Raw genomic sequence first — 21351 nt, 5'->3', positions numbered from 1 at the left:
AGAATCACTCATACCTTGCGCACCTCCGCGCGACCGAACATGCCCTCCGGACGCATCGCAAGCAACACGATGACCAGACCGAACGTGATGATTTGTGTGTAGCTCGAGCCCAGCGTCGCGGTAATCATGGCTTCGCTCACGCCGAACAGCAGTCCCGCGATCATCACGCCCCACGCGCTGGAAAGTCCGCCGAGAATCGCCACGGCGAACGCCTTCAGGCCGAACACCGTCCCCATATCGGCCTGTACGTTGAAGAGCGGCGCGATCAGCACGCCGGCTACGCCTGCGAGCAGCGTCGACACCGCAAACGCGGCGGCAATGGTGCGTTGAATGGGAATGCCCATGAGTCGTGCGGCGTCGCGGTTCTGCACCACGGCGAGCATCGCCACGCCCCAGCGCGAGCGGCGCAGCACGTAGTGCAATCCCCCTGCGAGCGCGAGGCCGACCACCGGGATCACCAGTTGCAGCGGATACACGCCGAGTCCTGCGTCGCCGATGTGCAACGAGCTTTGCGCCAGCGACGACGGCAGGCTTCGCGGCTCCGTGCCGAAGGTCAGCATGACCACGTTGTCCAGCACGATACCCAACGCCACCGTCGCCATCAGCCACGCGCTCGACCCGCGCCGCACGAACGGCTGCACGGCGAGCCGCTCGACCACCAGCCCGTACACGGCACACAGCGCGAGTGCGACGACGATCGCCAACGGCATCGGCCAGCCAAGCGTCTGCGCGAACGTGTACGCCAGCACGGCGCCCAGCATCATCGAGCTACCCTGCGCGAAGTTGACCGTCGCGCTCACCGCAAAGGTCAGATGAAAGCCGAGCGCCATGAGCCCATACATGCTGCCGAGCCCCAGGCCGGCGACGAGCGCCGAAATCCATTGCATGAGATGTCCTCCGGAATGCCGCCGTGCGGCATCCCTCAATACCGGTGAGGTGTGACTTACTTCGCCGCGACCTTCGCGCCGGCAGCAGGCACCGGGACAATGCGGTTGTCGATGAATTGCGCCCACACGTAGTCCTGTGCAGACAGCGCGTCGTGCTGCTGATCGCTGAACGGCTTCACATAAGTCTTGATGAGCCCCTCATAGCGGTCGATCTTGTAGAAGCCGCTGCGAATTGCGTCGCCGTTGGTCGAGCCGGCCTTGTCGATGGCAAGTGCGCTCAGACGCATGGCGTCGTAAGCGTTCGCCACCCCCACGGCCGGGGTAATGTCGTCAACGCCCTTCACGTCGGAATATTTCGCTTTGAGCGCGGCAACGACGCGCGCGCTCACCGGCGATGTCGCGCCGAAGAAGCTATACGTCTGTACGAAATGCACGGCCTTGGCGTTGGGACCTGCCAACTCGGTGAAGCGTCCGCCCGCCGGGCCCCAGTGCGACACGATAGGCACCTTCCACCCCATGCGGTCGAGCGACTTCACCACCTGCGCCGACGGCCCGACGTTGCCGACCATCAGCAATGTGTCGGCCCCGGCGGCCTTGAGGCGGCCAAGCTGCGGCGTGACGTCCACGTCGTTCGCTTCGAACTTCTCCACGCCGGCGGGCTTCATGCCTTTCGCTGCCAGCGCCGCCACGATGCCTTTCTCGTTCGATTCGCCCCACGGGTTGTTCACGAGAATCAGGCCAAGCTTCTTCGCCCCGAAGGTCTCTTGCGCGTGCACCACCATGGCACTGTCGACGATCTCGTCGACGGCCGACACGCGGAACACATAGTTCGGATTGGCACCGTTGCGGGTGATCGGCGTGCCCGCCGCCCACGGGCCCATGAACGGCACCTTCTCCTGATTGGCAATGGGCACAATGGCCATCGACACCGGCGTGTCGAGTCCGCCGAACAGCACCGCCACCTTGTCCTTGTAAATCAGCTCACGTGCCGCGAGCACGCCTTTGGCGGGATTGCCCTCGTCGTCGCGACGCACCAGTTCGAGCTTGCGACCGCCGAGCACGCCGCCACTCGCATTGATTTCGTCGATGGCGATCGTCATCCCGCGTGTGAGCGCTTCGCCTGCACGTGCCGATTGCCCGGAGAGCGCGGTGACCAGACCGATCTTGATCGTGTCCGCCGCATAGCTCGTGACACCGACGAGCGACATACCGGCCGCTGCCAGCGCAAGTGCACCCGCGCGCAGCCAACGCCGGCGAGGTGAGGTCGACGCCACCGTCGAGTCGTTGGCGCAGGCAGCGTGAGAACGTACAGATGCAGACATGAGCAATCTCCGTGAGGAAGCATCAGAAGCGAATCGAGAGCGGACCGATCACAGTCCCGGTGCCGGGACATCGCCCGGACATGTCACCGCCTCACGCAAGAGGCGTGCCACGTCGTCGACATTTCGCGTGAATCGCCCGGTACGAAACGCATCGCGATGTGTTGACGATCTGGCATTGAAATTGCGAACGATTGGTTATGACGTTCGTTGACGATAGGTTTTGCGCCAACTCGGAACGCGCCCGCACAGTCGCGGTGCGCAAATGTTTCAAGTCGGCCCACGACGTGAGCACGAACGATGAATGAATGGCCCCTGACAGTGAGCACGCCTGGCGAACCTCGCGAGGCAAAGACGACACCCGATGACTTCTGCCCTGACGCTTCCGGAACACGACGACCGCGCGAGCCCCGACACCCGCTTCGGCGCGCTTCGTACCCACGACCGCTTCGACTATCTGCCGATCACGGCGCGCGACACCTATCGCTGGCCCAATGGCGCGCGCCTGGCCGTCTACCTCGGCTTCAATCTGGAGCACTTCGCTTTTGGGGAAGGATTAGGGGCGAACCTCGGCCCGCTCTCGCCGCAGCCGGACGTCCTCAACTTCAGTTGGCGCGAATACGGCAATCGTGTGGGGGCATGGCGCTGTCTCGACCTGTTCGACGATCTGTCGATGCCGGCTGGCGTGGTGCTCAATACGTCGTTGCTCGATCACTGCCCCGCGCTCGTGCATGCGTGTGTCGCGCGTGGCGACGAGTTGATCGGACACGGACATACGAACGCGCATCGGCAGAGCGACTTCGAGTTTGCGCATGAGCACGACCTGCTGGCCCATTGCCGGGAACGCCTGACGACAGAGGCGGGCTACGCGCCGACGGGATGGCTGTCGCCGTGGATATCGGAGACACACCACACGCCGGATCTGCTCGCGCGCACCGGCTATCGCTACACGTTGAACTGGTGTCACGACGACCGGCCGGTGCGCATGCGCACCGCGCACGGCACGCTGTGGTCGGTGCCGTATCCGCAGGAGGTGAACGACATTCCGATGATCGTCGGCCGTCATCTCGACGGAGCGGCTTTTGCCGACATGATTACCGACCAGTTCGACGAGATGTACGCACAGGCGGAACACCCGACGCGGGCGCAGCCACTGGTGATGGGGATCGCCTTGCATCCGTATCTCGTCGGGCAACCGTATCGCCTGCGTCATTTGCGCCGTGTGCTCACGCCCATTGCCGACGCGGCGCGACGCGGTGAAATCTGGCTCGCCACACCGGGCCAAATCGCATTGCACGTCGCCACCGTGAGCGTGACGCAACCCGACACCCTCATGGGGTAAGGTGCGACATGACGCTCAAGCTGCATTGCCCCGCGTGTCCCGACTGCCTGCCCTCGACCTTGTTACCGTCGCCGTCTATGCCTGCCGAAAAATCGTCGCCCCCTTCGCGTCGCACCGCCGCAAGCGCTGCACAGCGCGTGTCCGCCGCCAGCACTTCGATGTCTGCGAACGATACGGAATCCCGTCTGCTGTCTCTGCATACTCCAGCCACGCAGGACCTCGGCGATCAGAGCGCCGAAATGCGGATCGAGACGCATATCTATCGCACCATCGTCGATGGTGTGCTTGCGCATCGGCTTACCCCCGGCACGAAACTGCCTGAGCCTGAGCTGTGCCAGCTCTTCGATGTGGGGCGTGCGGTGGTACGTCGCGTGCTGGAGCGACTGGCGCATGACGGCATCGTCACGTTGCGCCCCAACAAAGGGGCGGTGATCGCCGAGCCGACGCCCGAAGAAACCCGCGAGATCTTTCAGGCGCGGCGCGCGTTGGAGCGCGCGCTCGTCGAATTGGCGGTCGCCAACGTGAACGACGACGATCTCGCGATGCTGCGCCGTCAACTCGACGCCGAGCATGCCGCCATGCATCGTTTCGATCAGCCGTCGTGGGCGCGCCTCGCGAGCGACTTTCATTTGCGCGTCGCTGCGCTGGCAGGCAACGCGGTGCTGCTGCGCTATCTCACCGAGTTGATCTCGCGTTGCTCGCTGATCGTCGGCTTGTACGAACCGCCCGGCTACGCCCCGTGCGAACACGACGAACATTCGGCAATCGTCGATTGCATCGCCCGGCGCGACGCCGCGGGCGCCATTGCTCGCATGCAAGCGCATCTCGAAGAACTCGAGCGGCGCATCGAGACGACCCGCATGCGCGGCGAGAAAAGTCTGGCGTCGCTGCTGGGTTTGCCGGAGGTGGCATTGCCGCAGCAGGCTGCACCACCGGACGCTCCCGTCAAACGCGAACGCCGCCGCAAAAGCTGAGGACAACGCATGGAAATCGATTTCCGTGAAATCACGGCGTACCAACGCTACAAACTGATGGCGAGTCTGATCGTGCCGCGTCCGATTGCGCTGGTCACGACAATCAACGATGGTGGCGCCGTCAACGCCGCCCCGTTCTCGATGTTCAACATGCTCGGCGAAGAACCGCCCATCGTGATGCTATCCATCAACCGGCGCGACGACGACTCGCTCAAGGACACTGCCGCCAATATTCTGCGTAGCCGCGAATACGTGGTGCATCTGACTGACGAAGCGATGACGGCGCGCATGCATGTGTGTGGCGACCGGTTGCCTCCCAGCGAGAGCGAGTTGACGCACGCAGGCCTCACGCCGGTGGCAAGCAGTCTCGTCGCACCACCCCGCATTGCGGAGGCGCCGGTCGCGTTTGAATGCACGCTCTGGGAAACGCTGGAGACGCCGAGCCGTCATATCTTTATCGGACGCGTTGAGCGCATGCACGCCCGCGACGAACTGATCGATACCGAGCAATGGCGTGTCCGGTTGCAGAACTACTTTCCCGTGGGACGTTTCGGTGCGAGCTTCTACGTCGATACCCGCAACCGATTCTCGCTGGAGCAAGAGCGCGGTCAACCCACGCTCAGCACGGCCGTCGACGAGATGTAGCGAGACGAACGGCGGGCGCGACGATGGCAGACGCGATGCCTTCGTGCCGTCGTCGCATCCGCGCAAAGTCAACGCAATTTGCAGCGAAATTGTTGAGCGTGGTTCCGTCGGTATTCAGTCGAAGCGTCGGCCGCGCGTCTCCGGCATCTTCAGATAGACGACGAGCGAGATGGCCGCGCAGATCGTGACGTACCAATAGAAGTACGATTCGTGACCGCTGGCTTTGAAACGCAATGCGACGAACTCCGTCGTGCCGCCGAGAATCGCCGTGGTCAGCGCATACGGGAAGCCGACCGCGAGCGCTCGGATGCGCGGCGGGAACAATTCCGTCTTGGCCAGCATGTGCACCGACGTGAAGCCCGAGAGCATCACCAATCCGGCGAACGACAGCGCAAACGCCACGACCGGGTCCTTCGTGTGGCTGAGCGCCGTGAAGAGTGGCACTGAGAACAGCGTCGTGCTCACGCCGAAGATCATCAGTACCTTGCGTCGTCCGATCACGTCCGAGAGCAGTCCGAACAGCGGTTGCAGCGGCATGTACAGCAACAGCGCCAGCGCGGAGACGAACGTCGACGACTCTTTCGACAGGCCGACGGAGTTCACCAGAAACTTCTGCATGTAGACGGTGAACGTGTAGAACGCCACCGTGCCGCCGATGGTGATGCCGATCGCCAGCAGAATCTGACGCCAGTGTCCGAGCACCTCGCGGGCAATCGACGTCTCGCGCTTCTTCGCGCTATCGACAAACGCCTCGCTCTCCGTCACGTTGCGACGCATATACAGGGCAAAGAGCGCCAGCACACCACCGATGACGAATGGGATACGCCATCCCCAATGTTCGATTTGCGCCGACGTGAGCAAGACTCGCTGCATCAGCAGCATCAGGCCGAGCGCCACGAGTTGTCCGGCCACCACGCTCACTTGCAGGAACCCGAGGTAGAAGCCTTTGCGATGCTCCGGCGCGACTTCGCTCAGGTAGGTCGCGCTGGTGCCGTACTCGCCACCCATCGAAAGGCCTTGCAGCAGACGCGCCGCAATCAGCACCATCGGCGCGAAGATGCCGATGCTCGCGTAGCCGGGAGTGAGCGCAATCATCATGGAGCCGACGCTCATCGCCAGCACCGATCCCGTGAGGGCGGCCTTGCGGCCGCGCCGGTCGGCGTAAAGCCCGATCAACCAACTGCCCAGCGGGCGTGCGACATAGCCGACTGCTGCAATCGCCGCAGTATTCATCAGTTGAACGGTCGGGTTATCGCCGGGGAAAAACGCTTTGGCGAAATAGATCGAGAAGATGCTGTACGCGAGAAAGTCGTACCACTCGATCAGGTTGCCCGCGAGGCCGCCGACGATGGAACCGATCTTGACTGGCGCACGCGCGCCGGAAGTCGCGTGAGTCGGAAGTGTTGTTTGAGAAGGGCGAGCGGCGAGGGAATCCGAGGGGGGCGTCAACATCTGTCTCCAATACTTGTTGTGTGGTGCAGTCGTGCAGTCATGCCGTGCTGCTGGAAATACGAGCGACGCCGCGCACGGCCGGCGTCACTGTCATGCGTATTCGGGGGGCGTGGCGCGCAGTACGCTCAGTCGGCGGCGTACTGCTTGTCGAGCGCGTCGTAGAACGGCTTGTTCACCAGACGCTGGCGTTCCGCGAAGGGCACTACAAGCGTCGGATCTTCATCCAGACGGCCGCTGTCGCGCAGTGCGCCCAGCGCCTTTTGCATGCCGAGCACGGCGCTTTGCAACGCCGCGTTGGCATAGAGCACGATGCCGTAGCCCAGCTCGGCCAGACGCGGCTGCGATTGCGTCGGTGTCTTTCCGCCGATCACGATGTTGATCAACTGCGGACGATCGAACAGCGCGGGCAGGCGTTCGATGTCGGCCAGCGTTTCCGTCGCTTCGATGAACAGAATGTCGGCGCCGGCTTCGATGAAGCGGCGACCGCGCTCGATGGCGGCTTCAATTCCTTCGACGGCCGCAGCGTCGGTGCGCGCAATGATTTGCAGGTTGGCGTCTTCGCGCGCATCGACGGCAGCGCGGATCTTGCCGGCCATCTCGTCGGCACCGATCACGGCCTTGCCGTTGAAGTGACCGCACTTCTTCGGCAACACCTGATCTTCGAACTGGATGGCGTCGGCACCGCTGCGCTCGAGCACGCGCACCGTATGACGCACGTTGAGCGCGTTGCCGAACCCGGTGTCGGCGTCGACGATGATCGGCAACGACACGGCGTCGCGCACGCGTGCGGTGTGCTCGGCCATCTCGGCGAGCCCAACGAACGCAAGGTCGGGCAGGCCCAGCGACATATTGGTGACGCCCGCGCCAGTGAGGTACAGCGCTTCGAAGCCAGCGTCTTCGATGACGCGAGCCGAAAGGGCATTGAAGGCGCCAGGCACGAGCAGCCCCCGGCGGGCTTCGACTTTACGGCGGAATTCGGCGCGGCGTTGCGCGGTCGCGGTGGTCATGATGTTTGTCTCCTATCGGTGGTGCCAGTGGCACCTGCGGTGTCGGTCAATGGGTCTACCGTTCGCAAGCCGCGTGCCAGTCGTCACTCGCTTTGAGAACGTTGCGCAAATCGTCGTCAAATCATGGACTTGCGCTGCACAGCCCGTTTTCCACGGATGTGGCAGAATCGCCGGGCAGAAAATGAAACGTTTCATGAAACGCTTTTGAAACGGTGGGTCTTGCGTTTCATAAGTGCCGTCCGGAGACATCGTCATGCCCCCCAGCCTTTCCGGTGCCGTGCCACCGCATTCAGGCACATCCGCACCGCTTGATCCCCGCGCACGCCGTCCGGGCATCGCCCTCGTGAGCATCAGCCGATTGCAGACCCTTTGTGAGACGGTCGCGCCGCGCTACACCGACCGCGCACGCTTTTACTCGGTGCGCGAAGGCTACGGTGCGGCCGTCGCCGCGTTGCAGTCGTATGTGGAATCCGGGGCTGTCGACGTCGTGCTGGCGGCAGGATCGAACGGCGCGTACCTGCGCGAAAACCTGTCGGTGCCGGTCGTGACCGTCAAGGTCAATGGCTTCGACGTCCTCAGCGCGATCACGCGTGCGACCACAACCTGGCCGGATCAGCCGCTGGGCCTGGTGCTTCACGAAACGGTGTCGCGCGAACTGGACGATCTGGGTGAGTTGCTGAAGATTCAGCTTCGGCAGCGCGCTTACCGTTCCGTGGACGAAGTTCAGGCGGCGGTCGACGCACTGGCGGCGCAGGGGTGCAAGGTCATCATCGGCCCCGGGATGGCGTGCGATCTGGCGCAAGAGGCGGGGCTCGAACACGTCTTCCTCTACTCGCTCGGCGCGGTGGAAGAAGCCTTCGAGCGATCGGTCGAGCTGGCGCGGGTGAGCCGCGAGAAGGAATCAAAACGCATGCGTCTGAACACCATCGTGGCGCACATGCGCGACGGTGTCGCCGCGTTTGACGAAAACGGACAACTCGAAGCGGTGAATCCCGCGATGTTTTCGCTGCTGGACATCGACGCCGAGCGAGTCGCAACGCAGGGTGCGCGGCAATTCGAACTGACGCGAAAACTCGGGCCGATGTTGCGCGAGTTGTCGGACGACGGCGTCGCCATCGAGGAGCGTCTGGCCCATATCGACGCCCGCCCGTTCATCGTGAGTTGTGTGCCGATCTACGAGCACGGGATGCGCTCGGGCGCGGTGGTCACGGTGCAGGACGCGCAAATGGCGCAGCGCATCGACCGATCGTTGCGCACAACGCAACGGCCCAGACATCTGGTGGCGAAACATGAACTGGCCGAATTGGTCGGCGACTCGCCGCAGATCGAAAAGGTGAGGCGGCTCGCACGCACTGGCGCATCGCACGATGCAACGGTGCTGCTGACCGGCGAGAGCGGCACGGGCAAGGAACTGGTCGCGCAGGGCATTCATAACGCGAGTGCGCGACGCGGCAATCCGTTCGTCGCCTTCAACTGCGCAGCGCTTCCCGAGGGGCTCATCGAGAGCGAACTGTTCGGACACGACGAGGGCGCGTTCACCGGCGCACGGCGCGGTGGCAAGGCGGGGCTGTTCGAGATCGCGCACACCGGCACTATCTTTCTCGACGAGATCGGCGAGATGCCGGCCGCCCTGCAAAGCCGATTGCTGCGCGTGTTGCAGGAACGCGAGGTGATGCGGCTGGGATCGGGGCGTCCGGTGCCGATCGATGTCCGGGTCATTGCGGCAACGCATCGCGATCTGAACGCGCTGGTCGCGGAAGGTCGCTTTCGCGCGGATCTGTATTTCCGGTTGAATCTATTGCAGGTGACACTGCCCGCATTGCGCGAACGTCGCGAGGATATTCGTCTGCTCGCGCAGACGTTACTCTCGAGAAACGCCGCGCAGTACGGGTTGGATGCCACCGCATCGAAACGGATTCTCAAGGCGCTCTCGCCGCTGTTCGATCGCTACGACTGGCCGGGCAATGTGCGTGAGCTGGAGAATTTGCTGGCACGTGCCGCGATCTATCTCGATAACGATGTGGCGCGTCACGCGCAGACGCTGCATGAGGTATTTCCGGAGTTGTTGCGAGTTTCGACGGGGAAACCGCAACCCGTGCAGCAGGCTGCCGAAGCGGGCGCAACGGCCGCGCCTGTCACATACACCGCTGCACTCGCCGCGCTGGAGGCTGCGGGCGGTAATCGGGCCGCCGCCAGCCGCGCGCTGGGCATCAGCCGGACAACGTTCTGGCGATTGATGCGGTCTGTCGATCAAAGTCAGACTCGATGAACCTGCCTTAGCCATTCCTTGCGAACACGGGGCAGTGTGGCTTGGACCATGTCATCTTCGAGGGAAGAAAAATCAATTTCAAGGATGCGCCGCTCCGTTTCGTTCGCTTCCTGCCACGTCGTTTCCAAATCGCAATGCCCCCCTTCCTGTAATGACGGGAAGTAGACCAGGTCACACCACTGGTGATAGCTGGAGAGCAGATACTGGTCATCGGGGCACGCCAGGGTAAGCATCACCATATTGTCTTCAGCTAGCTGGGCGAGGCTGAGAAGCTGCGTCGCAACCTCACGATCAGGTGCTTTCTGATTTCCCCAGCAGGAGTGCCATGCCCAAATCGGAGGGGCAGTCCCACAATCCAACCCGCACTTCTCCATGACTCCGCACATGTACCGGTACGCTTGCTCACAATGAGGATCGACATGCCTCCAATCCCCATACAACACACCATGTCGCAACAACGCGTCTAATTGTGCAACGTGTTGGAAAGTCCAAAGATATGTGTGACTGCCCTCTGTCGGCGGTGGTGTTTCTGTCATGGGGCAGTTCAGCTTTGGGAGGTTGGCGTGTGTCGAGAGTGCGCCGGCGACAAAGGCTATCGTGATCGAACGATGCCCGGTCATTTGCGCGGCAAGTGCGTCGTCAATCCTTCGAACGAGTATGCGTCGTTATAGTTCATCACACGAGTGGCCGAACTGGCCAACGATGAGCATGACGCAGACGCACTCCCGGCTCGGCGAGGCGATGACCGAAGACCAGCACTTCGCCGCTCGTTTGCTCCTTCACAGATTCCGCGGGCGTTAGATCGCGCACGTCGGCATTTCACTCAATGCCGACGTTAGCCAGCAGCTTAGATCACGCCTTGGGCGAGCATGGCGTCGGCAACCTTCACGAAGCCGGCGACGTTCGCACCGTTCACGTAGCTGACCGAGCCATCGGCACGCCGACCGTGTTGCAGGCAGACCTCGTGGATGCTGCGCATGATGTCGTGCAGACGTGCATCGACTTCCTCGCGCGGCCACGAGATGCGCATCGCGTTCTGGCTCATTTCCAGCCCCGAGGTCGCGACCCCGCCGGCGTTGCTCGCCTTGCCCGGCGCGTACAGAACGCCGTGGCTTTCAAAACGCTTGGCGGCCTCGTTGGTCGAGGGCATGTTGGCCCCTTCCGCCACGCAGATCACCCCGTTCTTGATGAGGGTTGCCGCGTCGTCGGCATTCAGTTCGTTCTGCGTGGCGCAGGGCAGCGCGACGTCAACGGGGATATGCCACGGGCGCTGCCCCGCCAGGAATTCCAGGCCGGTGCGCTTTGCGTAGTCGCTGACGCGGCCATAGTGATGGTTCTTCACGTCCATCAGCTCGGCGAGCTTTTCGGTAGTGAAGCCCGCTTCGTCGACGACCGTGCCGCTTGAGTCGGAGACGGTGACAACCTTGGCGCCAAGCGCCATTGCTTTCTCCACCGCGTACTGCGCCACGTTGCCCGAACCGGACACGCTCACTCGCAAGCCGTCGAAGCTGCGGCCGGTCTGCCTGAGCATTTCCTCGGCGAAGTACACCGTGCCGTAGCCGGTGGCTTCCGGACGAATCAGCGAGCCGCCAAACGACAGTCCCTTGCCGGTAAATACGCAATCGGCACGGTTCGAGAGCTTCTTCATCATGCCGGCCATGAAGCCGACTTCGCGCCCTCCCACGCCGATGTCGCCCGCAGGCACATCCGTGTCGCTGCCGACATGGCGGAACAGCTCGGTCACGAACGCCTGACAAAACCGCATGACTTCTCCGGGGCTCTTGCCCTTCGGATCGAAGTCGGAGCCGCCTTTGCCGCCACCCATGGGCAGTGTGGTCAACGCGTTCTTGAACGTCTGCTCAAAGGCCAGGAATTTCAGGATGGAGAGATTGACCGACGGATGGAAGCGCAGACCGCCCTTGTAAGGACCGATCGAGGAGCTATGTTGAATGCGATAACCGCGATTGACCTGAACGTCACCGTGATCGTTGACCCACGACACCCGGAACATGACGATGCGCTCGGGTTCGACCAGACGGTCGAGCAAACCATGCTCGGCATATTTCTGATGCTGCGATATGAACGGCCACAGGCTTTCCATCACCTCCGTGACAGCTTGCAGGAATTCCGGTTGGCCGGGGTTGCGCTCGGCGGTGGAGCGCAGAAAATCGTCAAGTGATTGATATTTCATCTCGGATGCCCATCGATGGTGCTTATTCTTGTGAAGAAAAAGCATTTTGCACCATTTAGGATCACGAGCTAATCAAAAAAAGAAATGTGCCGAGTGAACGCCTGACGTCCCCCTTGTTCTCCTGCCAATGGCACGACCCCAAGGTCCCTGACGCATCAGGCAATCAGGCTCCCGATTTGCAACCTTCTCAACGATCGCCGGCCGGCAACGTCTGTCGCGATCCGTGGCCACATCCGGTCGCCCGGCATCCGACTTCAAAATAATTTCAATGAGAAAGAAATTTCATCGAAATTCGCATGAAAATTTCACATAGGTGAAATCTCTAATATCGACACCTAATTCGGCTGCTCAGAATGCAGGCTCAGGTCACTGTGACGTCTCGCACTGGAAGGTCGTATATGGACACCACCAAAATCGGCAGTTTCCCGGCACCGAAGGCCCGCAAGGGCAACCGGACCCGCGACGTGATCGCGGCGAACTTCGGCACGTTTTTTGAGTGGTTCGATCTTCTGGTGTACGCGATGTTCGCGATCACCATCTCCAAGCTGTTCTTCCCGCAGGGCGATCCGCAGTCGGCATTGCTGTTCAGCCTGATGACGTTCGCCAGTTCGTTCCTGATCCGACCGGTCGGGGCCGTGGTACTGGGCATCATGGCCGACAAGGTGGGACGCCGCGCCACGCTGAGCTTCGCAGCGATGCTGATGTTGGCCGGCACGGTCCTGATCGCCGTATCGCCGACCTACGACGCAATCGGCGTCTGGGCGCCGGTGATCCTCGTCACGGGCCGTTTGCTGCAAGGCTTCTCCGTGGGGGGAGAATTCGGCACCGCGAACTCGTACCTGACGGAACAAAGCGCCTCGCGAAAGGCGTTTTTCGCGAGCTTGCAGTTCTCGGCGTCGGGCCTCGCGGTGCTGGCCGCATCGCTGTTCGCCTACTTTTGCAACCATTCGCTCACGCAGGATCAGATCAACGCATGGGGTTGGCGTCTGCCGTTCCTGTTCGGTTGTCTGATCGGACCGGTGGGGCTGTACATCCGCTCGAAGATCGAGGAAACCGCTGACTTCGAGAAGGTCAAGCATGCGGGCGCCACGGTGCAGAACCCGCTTGCGGAGACGTTCCGGTCGCACAAGCGCTTCGTGCTGATCGGCGCGATGGTGGCGGCCGCCGGCGTGGTAGCCAGCTTTCTGAACCTTTACATGCCGACGTTCGCCATCAACAACCTCGGTCTGACCAAGGACGACGCCTTCATTGCATCGATTTGCAGCGGCGTTGTCTGCACGCTGGTGCCCATGCTCGGCGGAATAACCGCCGACCGCCTCGGCACCATCAAGGTGATGCGCACGGCGCTGATCGTCGGTGTAATTCTGGTCTTCCCGCTGTTTCAGATGCTGACGCGCTCGCCTTCGCTGCTCACGCTCGCGATCTTCCAGTGCACGCTGTCATTCGTGTTCTACAGCTTCTACTACTCGCCGATCGGGTCGCTGCTGTCGCAGTTGTTTCCGACGTCGTGCCGTACGACGGGCGTGTCGATCGCCTATGTGATCGCGCAGACGTTCTTTGGCGGTATTACGCCGCTGGTGGTCGGCTTCATGGTCAAGACCACGGGGAGCGTCATGGCGCCGGCGTACTACATCGTGATCATCGCGGTGTTCGCGTTGATCGGGCTGTACGCCAGCCGCAAGCACGTGAAGTGACGGTGTGGCGCCCGGCGCCAGACACCGGTTAGCCTGCTCGGAGATAGCGCAGCCCGGCAGCCCTTCAGGGGTTGCCGGGCTTTTGCGTCTTGGCGATGCCACTGCCCCATGCCACCGGCGGTGTTTCGTCCGGCATATGCAGTTTTTGCAATGCCAACCCATATTGATGTCATTGCCTGCACGGCGCGCGAGTCCCAAGATGGTTTCACGCGCCTGCGCCCCCCCTCCCGGAGTTCACGATGAACATTCGACAACTCGAAGCCTTCCGCGCCACCGTCACCGCCGGCACCGTCAACGGGGCGGCGGAAATGCTCGGGACCTCGCAGTCCACCGTCAGCCGCCTGATCGGGCATCTCGAGCGTTCGCTGGCGCTGGCGCTGTTCGATCGCGCCAACGGCCGACTGGTGCCAACGCCCGAAGGGCAGTTGATCTTCGAGCAAGCCGAACACGCCCATCGCGCTCACGCGCGTATCCAGGAACTTGCGGCCGACGTGCGGCAAAACCGGGTCGGACAGATTGCCATCTCGTGCATGCCGGCGCTGGGCCTGAGCTTTTTGCCCGGCGTCGTCAAGGCGTTCTGCGACAAGTATCCCGGCGTGAGCATCTCGCTCGAGATCCAGTCGTCGGCACGCGTGGAAGACTGGATCGCCGCGCAGCAAACGGATTTTGGTCTGGCCGAGCTGCCGTTCTCGCGGGCAGACGTCGCCGTCGACGAGTTTTGCCGGGTGCCTTACTACGCCATCGTGCCACCGGGCCACCCACTGGCAGCCCGGCGCGAACTGCAGCCGCGCGATTTCGACGGCCTGCCGTTCATCTCGATGACCAGCGTGTGTCAGGTACGCCATCACGTCGATCAGTTCTTCGACACGCATGGCGTGCGCCGCGTGACGCATCTGGAGACGTCCTACCTGCAGGCGGTCGGCGAGTTCGTGCATCTCGGCATGGGCGTCGCGCTGGCCGATCCGTTCACGGTGCATGCCAACCTCGATCGCGTCGAGGCGCGTGTGCTGCGCCCCAGCCTCGACTTCGGGGTGGGATTGCTGTACCCGCGCCATCGGCCGCTCTCGAAGGTGTGCCGCACGTTCATCGCTTTCCTGCGCGAATCCCGCGACCGCTGCTTTAGCGAAGTCTCGGCGCGCTGCGGTGCCTAGCGCCGCCCACCGGACATCCCACTTTCTCAACGTTTCCTGAAGGCCCCCTCCCATGACGACTGCTCGCAAAATGAAGCTCGGCCTGTCGATGCGCTACCTTGGCTACCACGTCGCCGCGTGGCGTCACCCCGAGGTACCGGCGGGCGGTGCGCTCGACTACCGCTACTTCCTGGCAAACGCGCAGAAGGCCGAGGCCGCCAAGTTCGACATGATCTTCTTCGCCGACGGACTCGGCATTCGCGCCCAGGACAATCCACGCGGTGCGCTGGCCCGCGACATGCGCAACGCCGAACTGGAACCGCTCACGCTGCTGGCTGCGATTGCCGCACACACGTCGCATATCGGTCTGGTCGCCACGGCATCGACGACCTACAACGAGCCCTTTCACGTTGCCCGTAAATTTGCCTCGATCGATCACATCAGCGGCGGGCGCGCGGGCTGGAACGTTGTCACGTCGTGGTCCAACGAGGAAGCCCGCAATTTCGGCCGTGACGAGCATCTGGGCTACGAAGCCCGCTACGAGCGCGCGGACGAGTTCGTCGAGGTCGTGAAGTCGCTCTGGCAGAGCTGGGAAGACGATGCCTTCGTGCGCAACAAGGCCAGTGGGGTGTTTTACGACGAAGACAAGCTGCACGTTCCGAATCACGTGGGCAAACACTTTCAGGTGCGCGGCCCATTGAACTCCGCGCGCACGCCGCAAGGACGGCCGCTGATCGTACAGGCGGGGGCGTCCGAGGCAGGGCGGGCACTGGCGGCACGCGAGGCCGATCTCGTCTACAGCAACTCGCATAACCTCGAACACGCCCAGGCGTATTACCGGGATCTGAAGGCGCGGCTCGCGGCGCAAGGGCGCGCACCGGACGATCTGCTGATCATGCCGGGGCTCACGCCCTTCGTGGGGCGTACCCGTCAGGAGGCGCAGGATAAGTTCGACCAGTTGCAGGAATTGATCGACCCGATCAGCGGCCTTGCCAGCCTGTACGACGCGCTGGGCGATCTGTCCGGCTATCCGGTCGACGGGCCGGTGCCACAGATCGAGGCCGGCGGCAGCATCCGCAGCATCGCCGAGAATCTGCTGGCCATGGCACACCGCGAAAATCTCACGATCCGCCAGCTATACCAGCGCGTGGCGGCGACCTATACCGTGCGCATGGTCATCGGCACGCCCGCCGACATTGCCGATCAGATGGAGGCATGGTTCCGGAGCGAGGCCGCCGACGGATTCAACATCTGCCCGGCGACGCTGCCGCATGGCATCGACGACATGGCGGAACTGGTGGTGCCGGAGTTGCGCCGTCGAGGGCTGTTCCGCACCGAATATGAGGGCGCGACGCTGCGCGCGAACCTCGGCCTCAGACCGCTGACGTTCCGGCAGGACTGACGCAACGGCAGAGCAACTCACGACACAGGCAGTCCGACATCATGATCTCCACCGTGCAAGTCCCCGATTTTCAGCAGGCGATGGCCTCGTTCCCCGGCGGCATTACGGCCGTCACGACACACAGCACCGACGGCCCCATTGGCATCATCGCGACCGCCGTATGCAGCCTCTCGGCAGAACCGCCATCGATTCTGGTCTGCGTGCACAAGCATGCGTCGGTGCACGACGCCATTCTCGATGCCGGCTGCTTCGCCGTAAATCTGCTGTCCACCCGCCACCAGGCGCTCGTCGCCCGCTTTTCGCAGCAGCGAGGCGCCGCGCGCTTCGAGCCGGCGCTGTGGGCCCCGCTCAAGACAGGCGCCCCCACCCTGAGCAATGCCGCGCTCACGCTCGACTGCACGTTGCTCGACACGCACGACGGCTACTCGCACACGATCATCGTGGGCGCCGTAGCCGCCACAAAGGTCGGCGATACGGCCAACGCCGGCTGCCTGCTCTGGCACGACCGCACGTTTGCACGCAGCAGCCCGCTGGCGGCCTATTAACGTCATGACGCAGTGACGGCCGTGACATCGCGTTGCGAGCCGTTGCAAATTCGTGGCGATGACGACAAAGGCGGGCCTTTCCGAATTGACGCTATATCGAAATCACTCTAAGCTTTTTGAAGTGATATTGAAATTCGTCGAGCGTACGTTTCACGCGCCTCCGTCCCGTTGCGTCTCCGATTCCCTTTCGCCATGTCATCGAAGCCGAAAGCTGTCCCTCCTCAGACCCCGACCGCGTCTTCAGCGCCGGAACCCGACGGGGTTCTCCGTCTGGCCGACGATCTGCCCGACGATCCCGCAGTGCAGGCCAGCGACAAGGAGCTGGGGATGCGCCTGCGGGCCATGCGTACCGAACGCAAATTCACGCTGAAGGATCTGGCAGCGCGCACCAACATGTCGATCGGCATGTTGAGCCAGATCGAGCGCGGCGTAAGTTCGCCCTCGATGCGTTCGCTGCGTCAGTTGTGTCATGCGCTGGGCGTGGACGGCGCCGCGCTGTTCACGTCGGCCCCGGCGCAAACGGACGACGCGCCGAACAGCACCGAGCCGAACGAGTTCGTGGTGTGGGCAAACCAACGCAAACCGTTACGGCTGGCAGGCTCCGGCGTGACAAAGTCGCGCATCACGCCATCGAATTGTGCGTCGCTCGAGGCATTCATGATGGAGCTCGAGCCGGGTGCCGCGTCCGATTCGAATCTGTTGGTGCAGACCGGGGACAAAGTGGGGTACGTGCTCGCCGGCAAATTGCGCGTGTTCATCGACGACACCACGTTGGTGCTTGGCCCCGGCGACACCTATGGCTTCACCGGCAACCGGCCGTATCGCTGGGAAAACGCGTGGGACGAACCCACTGTGTTCATGGTCGTGAACAGCAACCACTTCTACGTATGAGCGCGACGTCTGTCGCGCGAATGTCCCCGCTGACTGTTTCCTCTTCTGTCGATTGGTGATTTATGGCTAGCGTTCTCCCCAAGCAGGTCGATGTTGCGATCATTGGCGCAGGCATCATCGGAATGAGTACCGCGTGGGCGCTGGCAAAGGCCGGTCTGCGCGTGGCAGTGTTCGAGAAAGGTGTGATTGCCGGCGAACAGTCGTCGCGCAACTGGGGCTGGATTCGCACGGTCGGACGCGATCACAAGGAACTGCCGCTGGCCATGCAGGCCATCGACCTGTGGAAGGAAATTCAGTCGCAGCACGATGTCGGCTACCGCCAGACTGGCGTGGCGTACCTCGCCGAGTCCGACGCCGACATGGCCGGTTATCGCAAGTGGCTCGACAAAGCCTTGCCATTGGGTGTGCCGGCGCAATTGCTGAACCGCGAGCAACTCCCCGACCTGTTCAACACGCCATCGGCGCGTGGCTGGATCGGCGCGCTGCATTGTCCGGTGGACGGCGTGGCTGAGCCGGAACGCGCGACCAAAGCGATTGCGGCGCTGGCGGTGGCTGCCGGTGCGCAGGTGTTCGAGCAGACCGCCGTGCGTTGTCTCGATCGGCAGGGGGGACGGGCGAGCGGCATCGTGACCGAACGGGGACGTGTGGCCGCCGATGCGGTCGTGTTAGCCGGCGGCGCGTGGTCGCGTCTGTTCTGCGGCAATACGGGGGTGAACTTCCCGCAGTTGAAGGTGCATGCATCGGTCTTGCGAACCACACCGATGGACGCCGGACTGGATCTCGCCGTCAACGGCAAAGACTTCACATGCCGCAAGCGGGCAGACGGCGGCTATTCGGTGTCGCAATTGGGGGCATCGGTCGCCGATCTCACCCCTGACAGTATTCGCCTGTGCCGCCAGTTCTTCCCGGCGTGGCTATCGGAAAAGAAGTATCTGAAGCTGCGCGTCGGCAAGCGCTTCCTCGATGAGTTGAGGATGCCCACGCGCTTTGGCGCTGATAGCCCAACGCCGTTCGAAGCGCATCGCACGCTCGATCCGGCGCCGGGGATGAAATCGATTGGCGTGGCGCTCGATAAGCTCAAGCAAGCGTTCCCGGCCTTTGAGCCGGCACAGATCGCGCATGCCTGGGCCGGCTTTATCGACGTGACACCCGACGCGATTCCTGTGATTTCGGGTGTGGACGAGGTGCCGGGATTCTTCCTTGCGTCCGGCTTCTCGGGTCATGGCTTCGGCATCGGTCCGGCAGCGGGGGCGCTGATGGCGGATCTCGTGCAGGGCAACACCCCGAAGGTCGATCCGCATGCTTTCCGGCTCTCGAAGTACACCCGACATTGAATCCGGCGTACTTAGAGCGGGGAACGGCTAACTCAAAGGTGCCGCGTCCCGCTCGAATTATTCATTCATTTAGTAATCCGTCTTAATCAAGAGAGAGGTGAGTTGTGGCCGAAAGTCATTCGCGTCTGGTGCGCTTTAGCGCGGGGCCCTTGCAGAATCCCGAGATCGGCAAGCCGCGCCGTCCGATGGAAGGTGACACGGTATTTCGCAGCATGACGGGATTCGAGGGCAATGGCGGGCGCGCGTCGTCCGGCATTTGGGAAAGCACGGCGGGCAAGTTCCGTGCGGATACCACGGGCTATATCGAGTTCGGATACATCCTGGAAGGCGATTGCCGTGTGGTCGACCCCGACGGCACGGTACACGCCCTGCGCACCGGTGATCCCTTTGTCATGCCTGAGGGCTACAAAGGGCACTGGGAGGTCGACGCCTTCGTGAAAAAAGTCTGGTTCGTCTCGCTGACGAATTAACGCCGCGCCCTAAGCCGTCTCGGTCGCCACCCCGGAAGCCGATAGGTCTTCCGTGGTGCGCTTCGGTGCTATCGGGAATTGCATGTCGCGATAGCGCACGAAGCGCGAGCCGCGCACGAGCTTGTAGCCCGCCCAGATGAGCAGGAACAGCGGGATGCCGATGTAGGTCGCGACCACGCCGCCCCAATCGATCCTGTCCTGCAGGAACGCCTGATAGTTCTGGCCTAGGGTGATGATCAGGCAGAGCACGAACGCGAAGATCGGGCCGAACGGGAAGTAGGGGGAGACGTAAGGCAGATCTGCCAGATGATGGCCGTGCCTGAGATATCCGCGACGGAACCGGTAGTGACTGATCGCGATGCCCAGCCATGCGATGAAGCCCGTCATGCCGGACGTGTTCAGCAGCCAGATGTAGACGGCGTTGGGACTGAACACGAAGGTGAAGAAGCACAACGCCGCGACGGCGGCCGTTGCCAGCAGCGCCCACAACGGCACACCGTTGCGCGAGATGCGGCCGAAGACACGGGGTGCCTTGCCATCGCGCGCGAGACTGTAGAGCATGCGTGTGGCCGCGTACATGCCGGAGTTGCCGGCCGAAAGCACGGAGGTCAGCACCACCGCGTTCATGACGGAAGCGGCTCCGAGCAAGCCGGCGCGCTCGAAGATGAGGGCGAACGGACTGACGCTGATGTCGGTCACGTCGTTGCGCAGCAGATGCGGATCGGTGTACGGAATCAGCAGACCGATCACCAGAATGGCCGCTACGTAGAAGAGCAGAATTCGCCAGAACACCTGACGAACCGCGCGCGGCAGATTGCGTGCGGGGTCCTTCGATTCGCCTGCGGCAATGCCGATGAGTTCGGTGCCCTGAAACGAAAAACCCACGACCATCGCCACGCCGATCAGCGCTGCGAAGCCCCCGGCGAATGGCGCATCGCCGACCGTCCAGTTGGCGACACCGCCGCTCTCGCCCCCACGAATGATGCCCAACAGCATCATCACGCCCATCGCCACAAAGGCGAGCACGGCGAACACCTTGATCAAGGCGAACCAGAATTCGGCCTCACCGAAACCGCGTGCGGACAACGCGTTAAGGCCGAAGGTAATGGCCAGGAAGAGGGCGCTCCAATAGACGCCGGGCACGCTCGGGAACCAGTACGCCATGACCAGTTGCGCCGCGACCAGATCGACCGCCACGGTCACGGCCCAGTTGTACCAATAGTTCCAGCCCAGTGCGAAGCCGAAACCCTCGTCGACGTAACGCGCGCCGTAGGTCGAGAAGGAACCGGACACCGGCATGGCTGCCGCCAGTTCGCCCAGACTGGTCATCAGGAAGTAGACCATGACGCCGATCAGCACATAGCCGAGCAGCGCGCCGCCGGGCCCCGCCTGCGCAATGGTGGCGCCGGAGGCCACGAACAACCCCGTCCCGATGGACCCACCTACCGCGATCATTGTCAGGTGACGCGCCGACAGGGTGCGACGCAACTCACTCGGAGCCGATGCCCCCGTTTCGCTACCGTCTCGGTGCTGTTCGTGTTCCGGTCGTGCCAACTTCGTGTTCCTTAAGTGAAAAATAGGCGGGACTGGAAAAGCAAAAAGAAAAGGCCTTAATGCTTAAGGCCTTTTGCGATTTCCGTCCCGCTTGTCAGTGCGATCTCGATTTGATGTCAGGGCTGTTGCCTGACGTCAAACCGTAGAGCGCCAGAGTCTACACAACTATAGGCTCCGATAAATCAACGAGTTACCGCTCTGATCGGCAATAGGCGCATATGGTAACACCACCGTTCTTGCGACTC

At 62.6% G+C, this 21351-nt stretch carries 18 protein-coding genes; 11 read left to right on the top strand and 7 right to left on the bottom strand.

Annotation, left to right across the window (positions count from 1 at the left end; genetic code table 11):
* Window positions 1-8 precede the first annotated feature (8 nt).
* Complete coding sequence (locus PI93_RS00295; RefSeq protein WP_039373305.1) at window positions 9-887, bottom strand: branched-chain amino acid ABC transporter permease; 879 nt, start codon at window positions 885-887, stop codon at window positions 9-11.
* A 56-nt stretch (window positions 888-943) separates the two neighbouring features.
* Window positions 944-2095 (bottom strand): ABC transporter substrate-binding protein, encoded by a 1152-nt coding sequence (locus tag PI93_RS00290; protein ID WP_052240887.1) that lies wholly within the window; start codon window positions 2093-2095, stop codon window positions 944-946.
* A gap of 475 nt (window positions 2096-2570) precedes the next feature.
* On the opposite strand from PI93_RS00290, the gene PI93_RS00285 reads away from it, so the two are divergent.
* The 3 genes from PI93_RS00285 (at window position 2571) to PI93_RS00275 (ending at window position 5167) form a co-directional block, all read left to right on the top strand.
* The gene (locus PI93_RS00285; protein WP_039373303.1) at window positions 2571-3548 is read left to right on the top strand and encodes a polysaccharide deacetylase family protein; all 978 of its coding nucleotides are present in this window, start codon (window positions 2571-2573) and stop codon (window positions 3546-3548) included.
* Window positions 3549-3787: 239 nt separating this feature from the next.
* The gene (locus tag PI93_RS00280) at window positions 3788-4522 is read left to right on the top strand and encodes a GntR family transcriptional regulator (RefSeq protein ID WP_052240886.1); all 735 of its coding nucleotides are present in this window, start codon (window positions 3788-3790) and stop codon (window positions 4520-4522) included.
* Window positions 4523-4531: 9 nt separating this feature from the next.
* Complete coding sequence (locus tag PI93_RS00275) at window positions 4532-5167, top strand: flavin reductase family protein (protein WP_039373301.1); 636 nt, start codon at window positions 4532-4534, stop codon at window positions 5165-5167.
* 114 nt (window positions 5168-5281) lie between these two features.
* Here PI93_RS00275 and PI93_RS00270 read toward each other — a convergent pair whose 3' ends face one another.
* Both PI93_RS00270 and PI93_RS00265 read right to left on the bottom strand, forming a co-directional pair.
* The gene (locus PI93_RS00270) at window positions 5282-6619 is read right to left on the bottom strand and encodes an MFS transporter (RefSeq protein ID WP_039373299.1); all 1338 of its coding nucleotides are present in this window, start codon (window positions 6617-6619) and stop codon (window positions 5282-5284) included.
* 125 nt (window positions 6620-6744) lie between these two features.
* The gene (locus PI93_RS00265) at window positions 6745-7626 is read right to left on the bottom strand and encodes an isocitrate lyase/PEP mutase family protein (RefSeq protein WP_039373297.1); all 882 of its coding nucleotides are present in this window, start codon (window positions 7624-7626) and stop codon (window positions 6745-6747) included.
* Between the two features lie 253 nt (window positions 7627-7879).
* Between PI93_RS00265 and prpR the strand changes: the two genes are divergently transcribed.
* The gene (gene prpR, locus PI93_RS00260; protein ID WP_080759331.1) at window positions 7880-9895 is read left to right on the top strand and encodes a propionate catabolism operon regulatory protein PrpR; all 2016 of its coding nucleotides are present in this window, start codon (window positions 7880-7882) and stop codon (window positions 9893-9895) included.
* On the opposite strand, the gene PI93_RS00255 is transcribed toward prpR, so the two are convergent.
* Window positions 9883-10431, bottom strand: coding sequence for a DUF3841 domain-containing protein (locus PI93_RS00255; RefSeq protein ID WP_158453283.1), 549 nt, complete (start codon window positions 10429-10431; stop codon window positions 9883-9885). The genes prpR and PI93_RS00255 overlap by 13 nt on opposite strands.
* Before the next feature lie 311 nt (window positions 10432-10742).
* Entirely contained in the window at window positions 10743-12086 is a 1344-nt protein-coding gene (gene gdhA, locus PI93_RS00250) for an NADP-specific glutamate dehydrogenase (protein WP_039373293.1), read from the bottom strand.
* 398 nt (window positions 12087-12484) lie between these two features.
* On the opposite strand from gdhA, the gene PI93_RS00245 reads away from it, so the two are divergent.
* The 7 genes from PI93_RS00245 (at window position 12485) to PI93_RS00215 (ending at window position 19552) form a co-directional block, all read left to right on the top strand.
* Window positions 12485-13780, top strand: coding sequence for an MFS transporter (locus PI93_RS00245; RefSeq protein WP_052240875.1), 1296 nt, complete (start codon window positions 12485-12487; stop codon window positions 13778-13780).
* A 239-nt stretch (window positions 13781-14019) separates the two neighbouring features.
* Window positions 14020-14931 (top strand): LysR substrate-binding domain-containing protein, encoded by a 912-nt coding sequence (locus PI93_RS00240; RefSeq protein WP_039373292.1) that lies wholly within the window; start codon window positions 14020-14022, stop codon window positions 14929-14931.
* Window positions 14932-14983: 52 nt separating this feature from the next.
* Entirely contained in the window at window positions 14984-16312 is a 1329-nt protein-coding gene (locus PI93_RS00235; protein ID WP_039373289.1) for an LLM class flavin-dependent oxidoreductase, read from the top strand.
* 41 nt (window positions 16313-16353) lie between these two features.
* Window positions 16354-16857 carry a flavin reductase family protein gene (locus PI93_RS00230; protein WP_039373286.1) on the top strand — a complete coding sequence of 168 codons (504 nt, stop codon included), beginning with the start codon at window positions 16354-16356 and terminating at the stop codon, window positions 16855-16857.
* Window positions 16858-17049: 192 nt separating this feature from the next.
* Window positions 17050-17748 (top strand): helix-turn-helix domain-containing protein, encoded by a 699-nt coding sequence (locus PI93_RS00225; RefSeq protein WP_052240874.1) that lies wholly within the window; start codon window positions 17050-17052, stop codon window positions 17746-17748.
* Window positions 17749-17810: 62 nt separating this feature from the next.
* Window positions 17811-19082 carry an NAD(P)/FAD-dependent oxidoreductase gene (locus tag PI93_RS00220; RefSeq protein WP_039373284.1) on the top strand — a complete coding sequence of 424 codons (1272 nt, stop codon included), beginning with the start codon at window positions 17811-17813 and terminating at the stop codon, window positions 19080-19082.
* Window positions 19083-19186: 104 nt separating this feature from the next.
* Complete coding sequence (locus PI93_RS00215) at window positions 19187-19552, top strand: cupin domain-containing protein (protein ID WP_039373283.1); 366 nt, start codon at window positions 19187-19189, stop codon at window positions 19550-19552.
* Window positions 19553-19561: 9 nt separating this feature from the next.
* On the opposite strand, the gene PI93_RS00210 is transcribed toward PI93_RS00215, so the two are convergent.
* On the bottom strand, window positions 19562-21106 hold the full coding sequence (locus PI93_RS00210; RefSeq protein WP_052240873.1) for an amino acid permease: 1545 nt from the start codon (window positions 21104-21106) through the stop codon (window positions 19562-19564).
* Window positions 21107-21351: the final 245 nt, after the last annotated feature.

The sequence above is a fragment of the Pandoraea fibrosis genome (assembly GCF_000807775.2).
GTDB lineage: Bacteria > Pseudomonadota > Gammaproteobacteria > Burkholderiales > Burkholderiaceae > Pandoraea > Pandoraea fibrosis.
Note: the sequence above shows the minus strand (reverse complement) of the source record. Positions and strands in the feature narration are given on the sequence as shown.

Coding starts and splice junctions, on each gene's coding strand:
- PI93_RS00295 (WP_039373305.1), bottom strand. CDS start 887: ATGCAATGGATTTCGGCGCTCGTCGCCGGCCTGGGGCTCGGCAGCATG.
- PI93_RS00290 (WP_052240887.1), bottom strand. CDS start 2,095: ATGTCGCTCGTCGGTGTCACGAGCTATGCGGCGGACACGATCAAGATC.
- PI93_RS00285 (WP_039373303.1), top strand. CDS start 2,571: ATGACTTCTGCCCTGACGCTTCCGGAACACGACGACCGCGCGAGCCCC.
- PI93_RS00280 (WP_052240886.1), top strand. CDS start 3,788: ATGCGGATCGAGACGCATATCTATCGCACCATCGTCGATGGTGTGCTT.
- PI93_RS00275 (WP_039373301.1), top strand. CDS start 4,532: ATGGAAATCGATTTCCGTGAAATCACGGCGTACCAACGCTACAAACTG.
- PI93_RS00270 (WP_039373299.1), bottom strand. CDS start 6,619: ATGTTGACGCCCCCCTCGGATTCCCTCGCCGCTCGCCCTTCTCAAACA.
- PI93_RS00265 (WP_039373297.1), bottom strand. CDS start 7,626: ATGACCACCGCGACCGCGCAACGCCGCGCCGAATTCCGCCGTAAAGTC.
- prpR (WP_080759331.1), top strand. CDS start 7,880: ATGCCCCCCAGCCTTTCCGGTGCCGTGCCACCGCATTCAGGCACATCC.
- PI93_RS00255 (WP_158453283.1), bottom strand. CDS start 10,431: ATGACAGAAACACCACCGCCGACAGAGGGCAGTCACACATATCTTTGG.
- gdhA (WP_039373293.1), bottom strand. CDS start 12,086: ATGAAATATCAATCACTTGACGATTTTCTGCGCTCCACCGCCGAGCGC.
- PI93_RS00245 (WP_052240875.1), top strand. CDS start 12,485: ATGGACACCACCAAAATCGGCAGTTTCCCGGCACCGAAGGCCCGCAAG.
- PI93_RS00240 (WP_039373292.1), top strand. CDS start 14,020: ATGAACATTCGACAACTCGAAGCCTTCCGCGCCACCGTCACCGCCGGC.
- PI93_RS00235 (WP_039373289.1), top strand. CDS start 14,984: ATGACGACTGCTCGCAAAATGAAGCTCGGCCTGTCGATGCGCTACCTT.
- PI93_RS00230 (WP_039373286.1), top strand. CDS start 16,354: ATGATCTCCACCGTGCAAGTCCCCGATTTTCAGCAGGCGATGGCCTCG.
- PI93_RS00225 (WP_052240874.1), top strand. CDS start 17,050: ATGTCATCGAAGCCGAAAGCTGTCCCTCCTCAGACCCCGACCGCGTCT.
- PI93_RS00220 (WP_039373284.1), top strand. CDS start 17,811: ATGGCTAGCGTTCTCCCCAAGCAGGTCGATGTTGCGATCATTGGCGCA.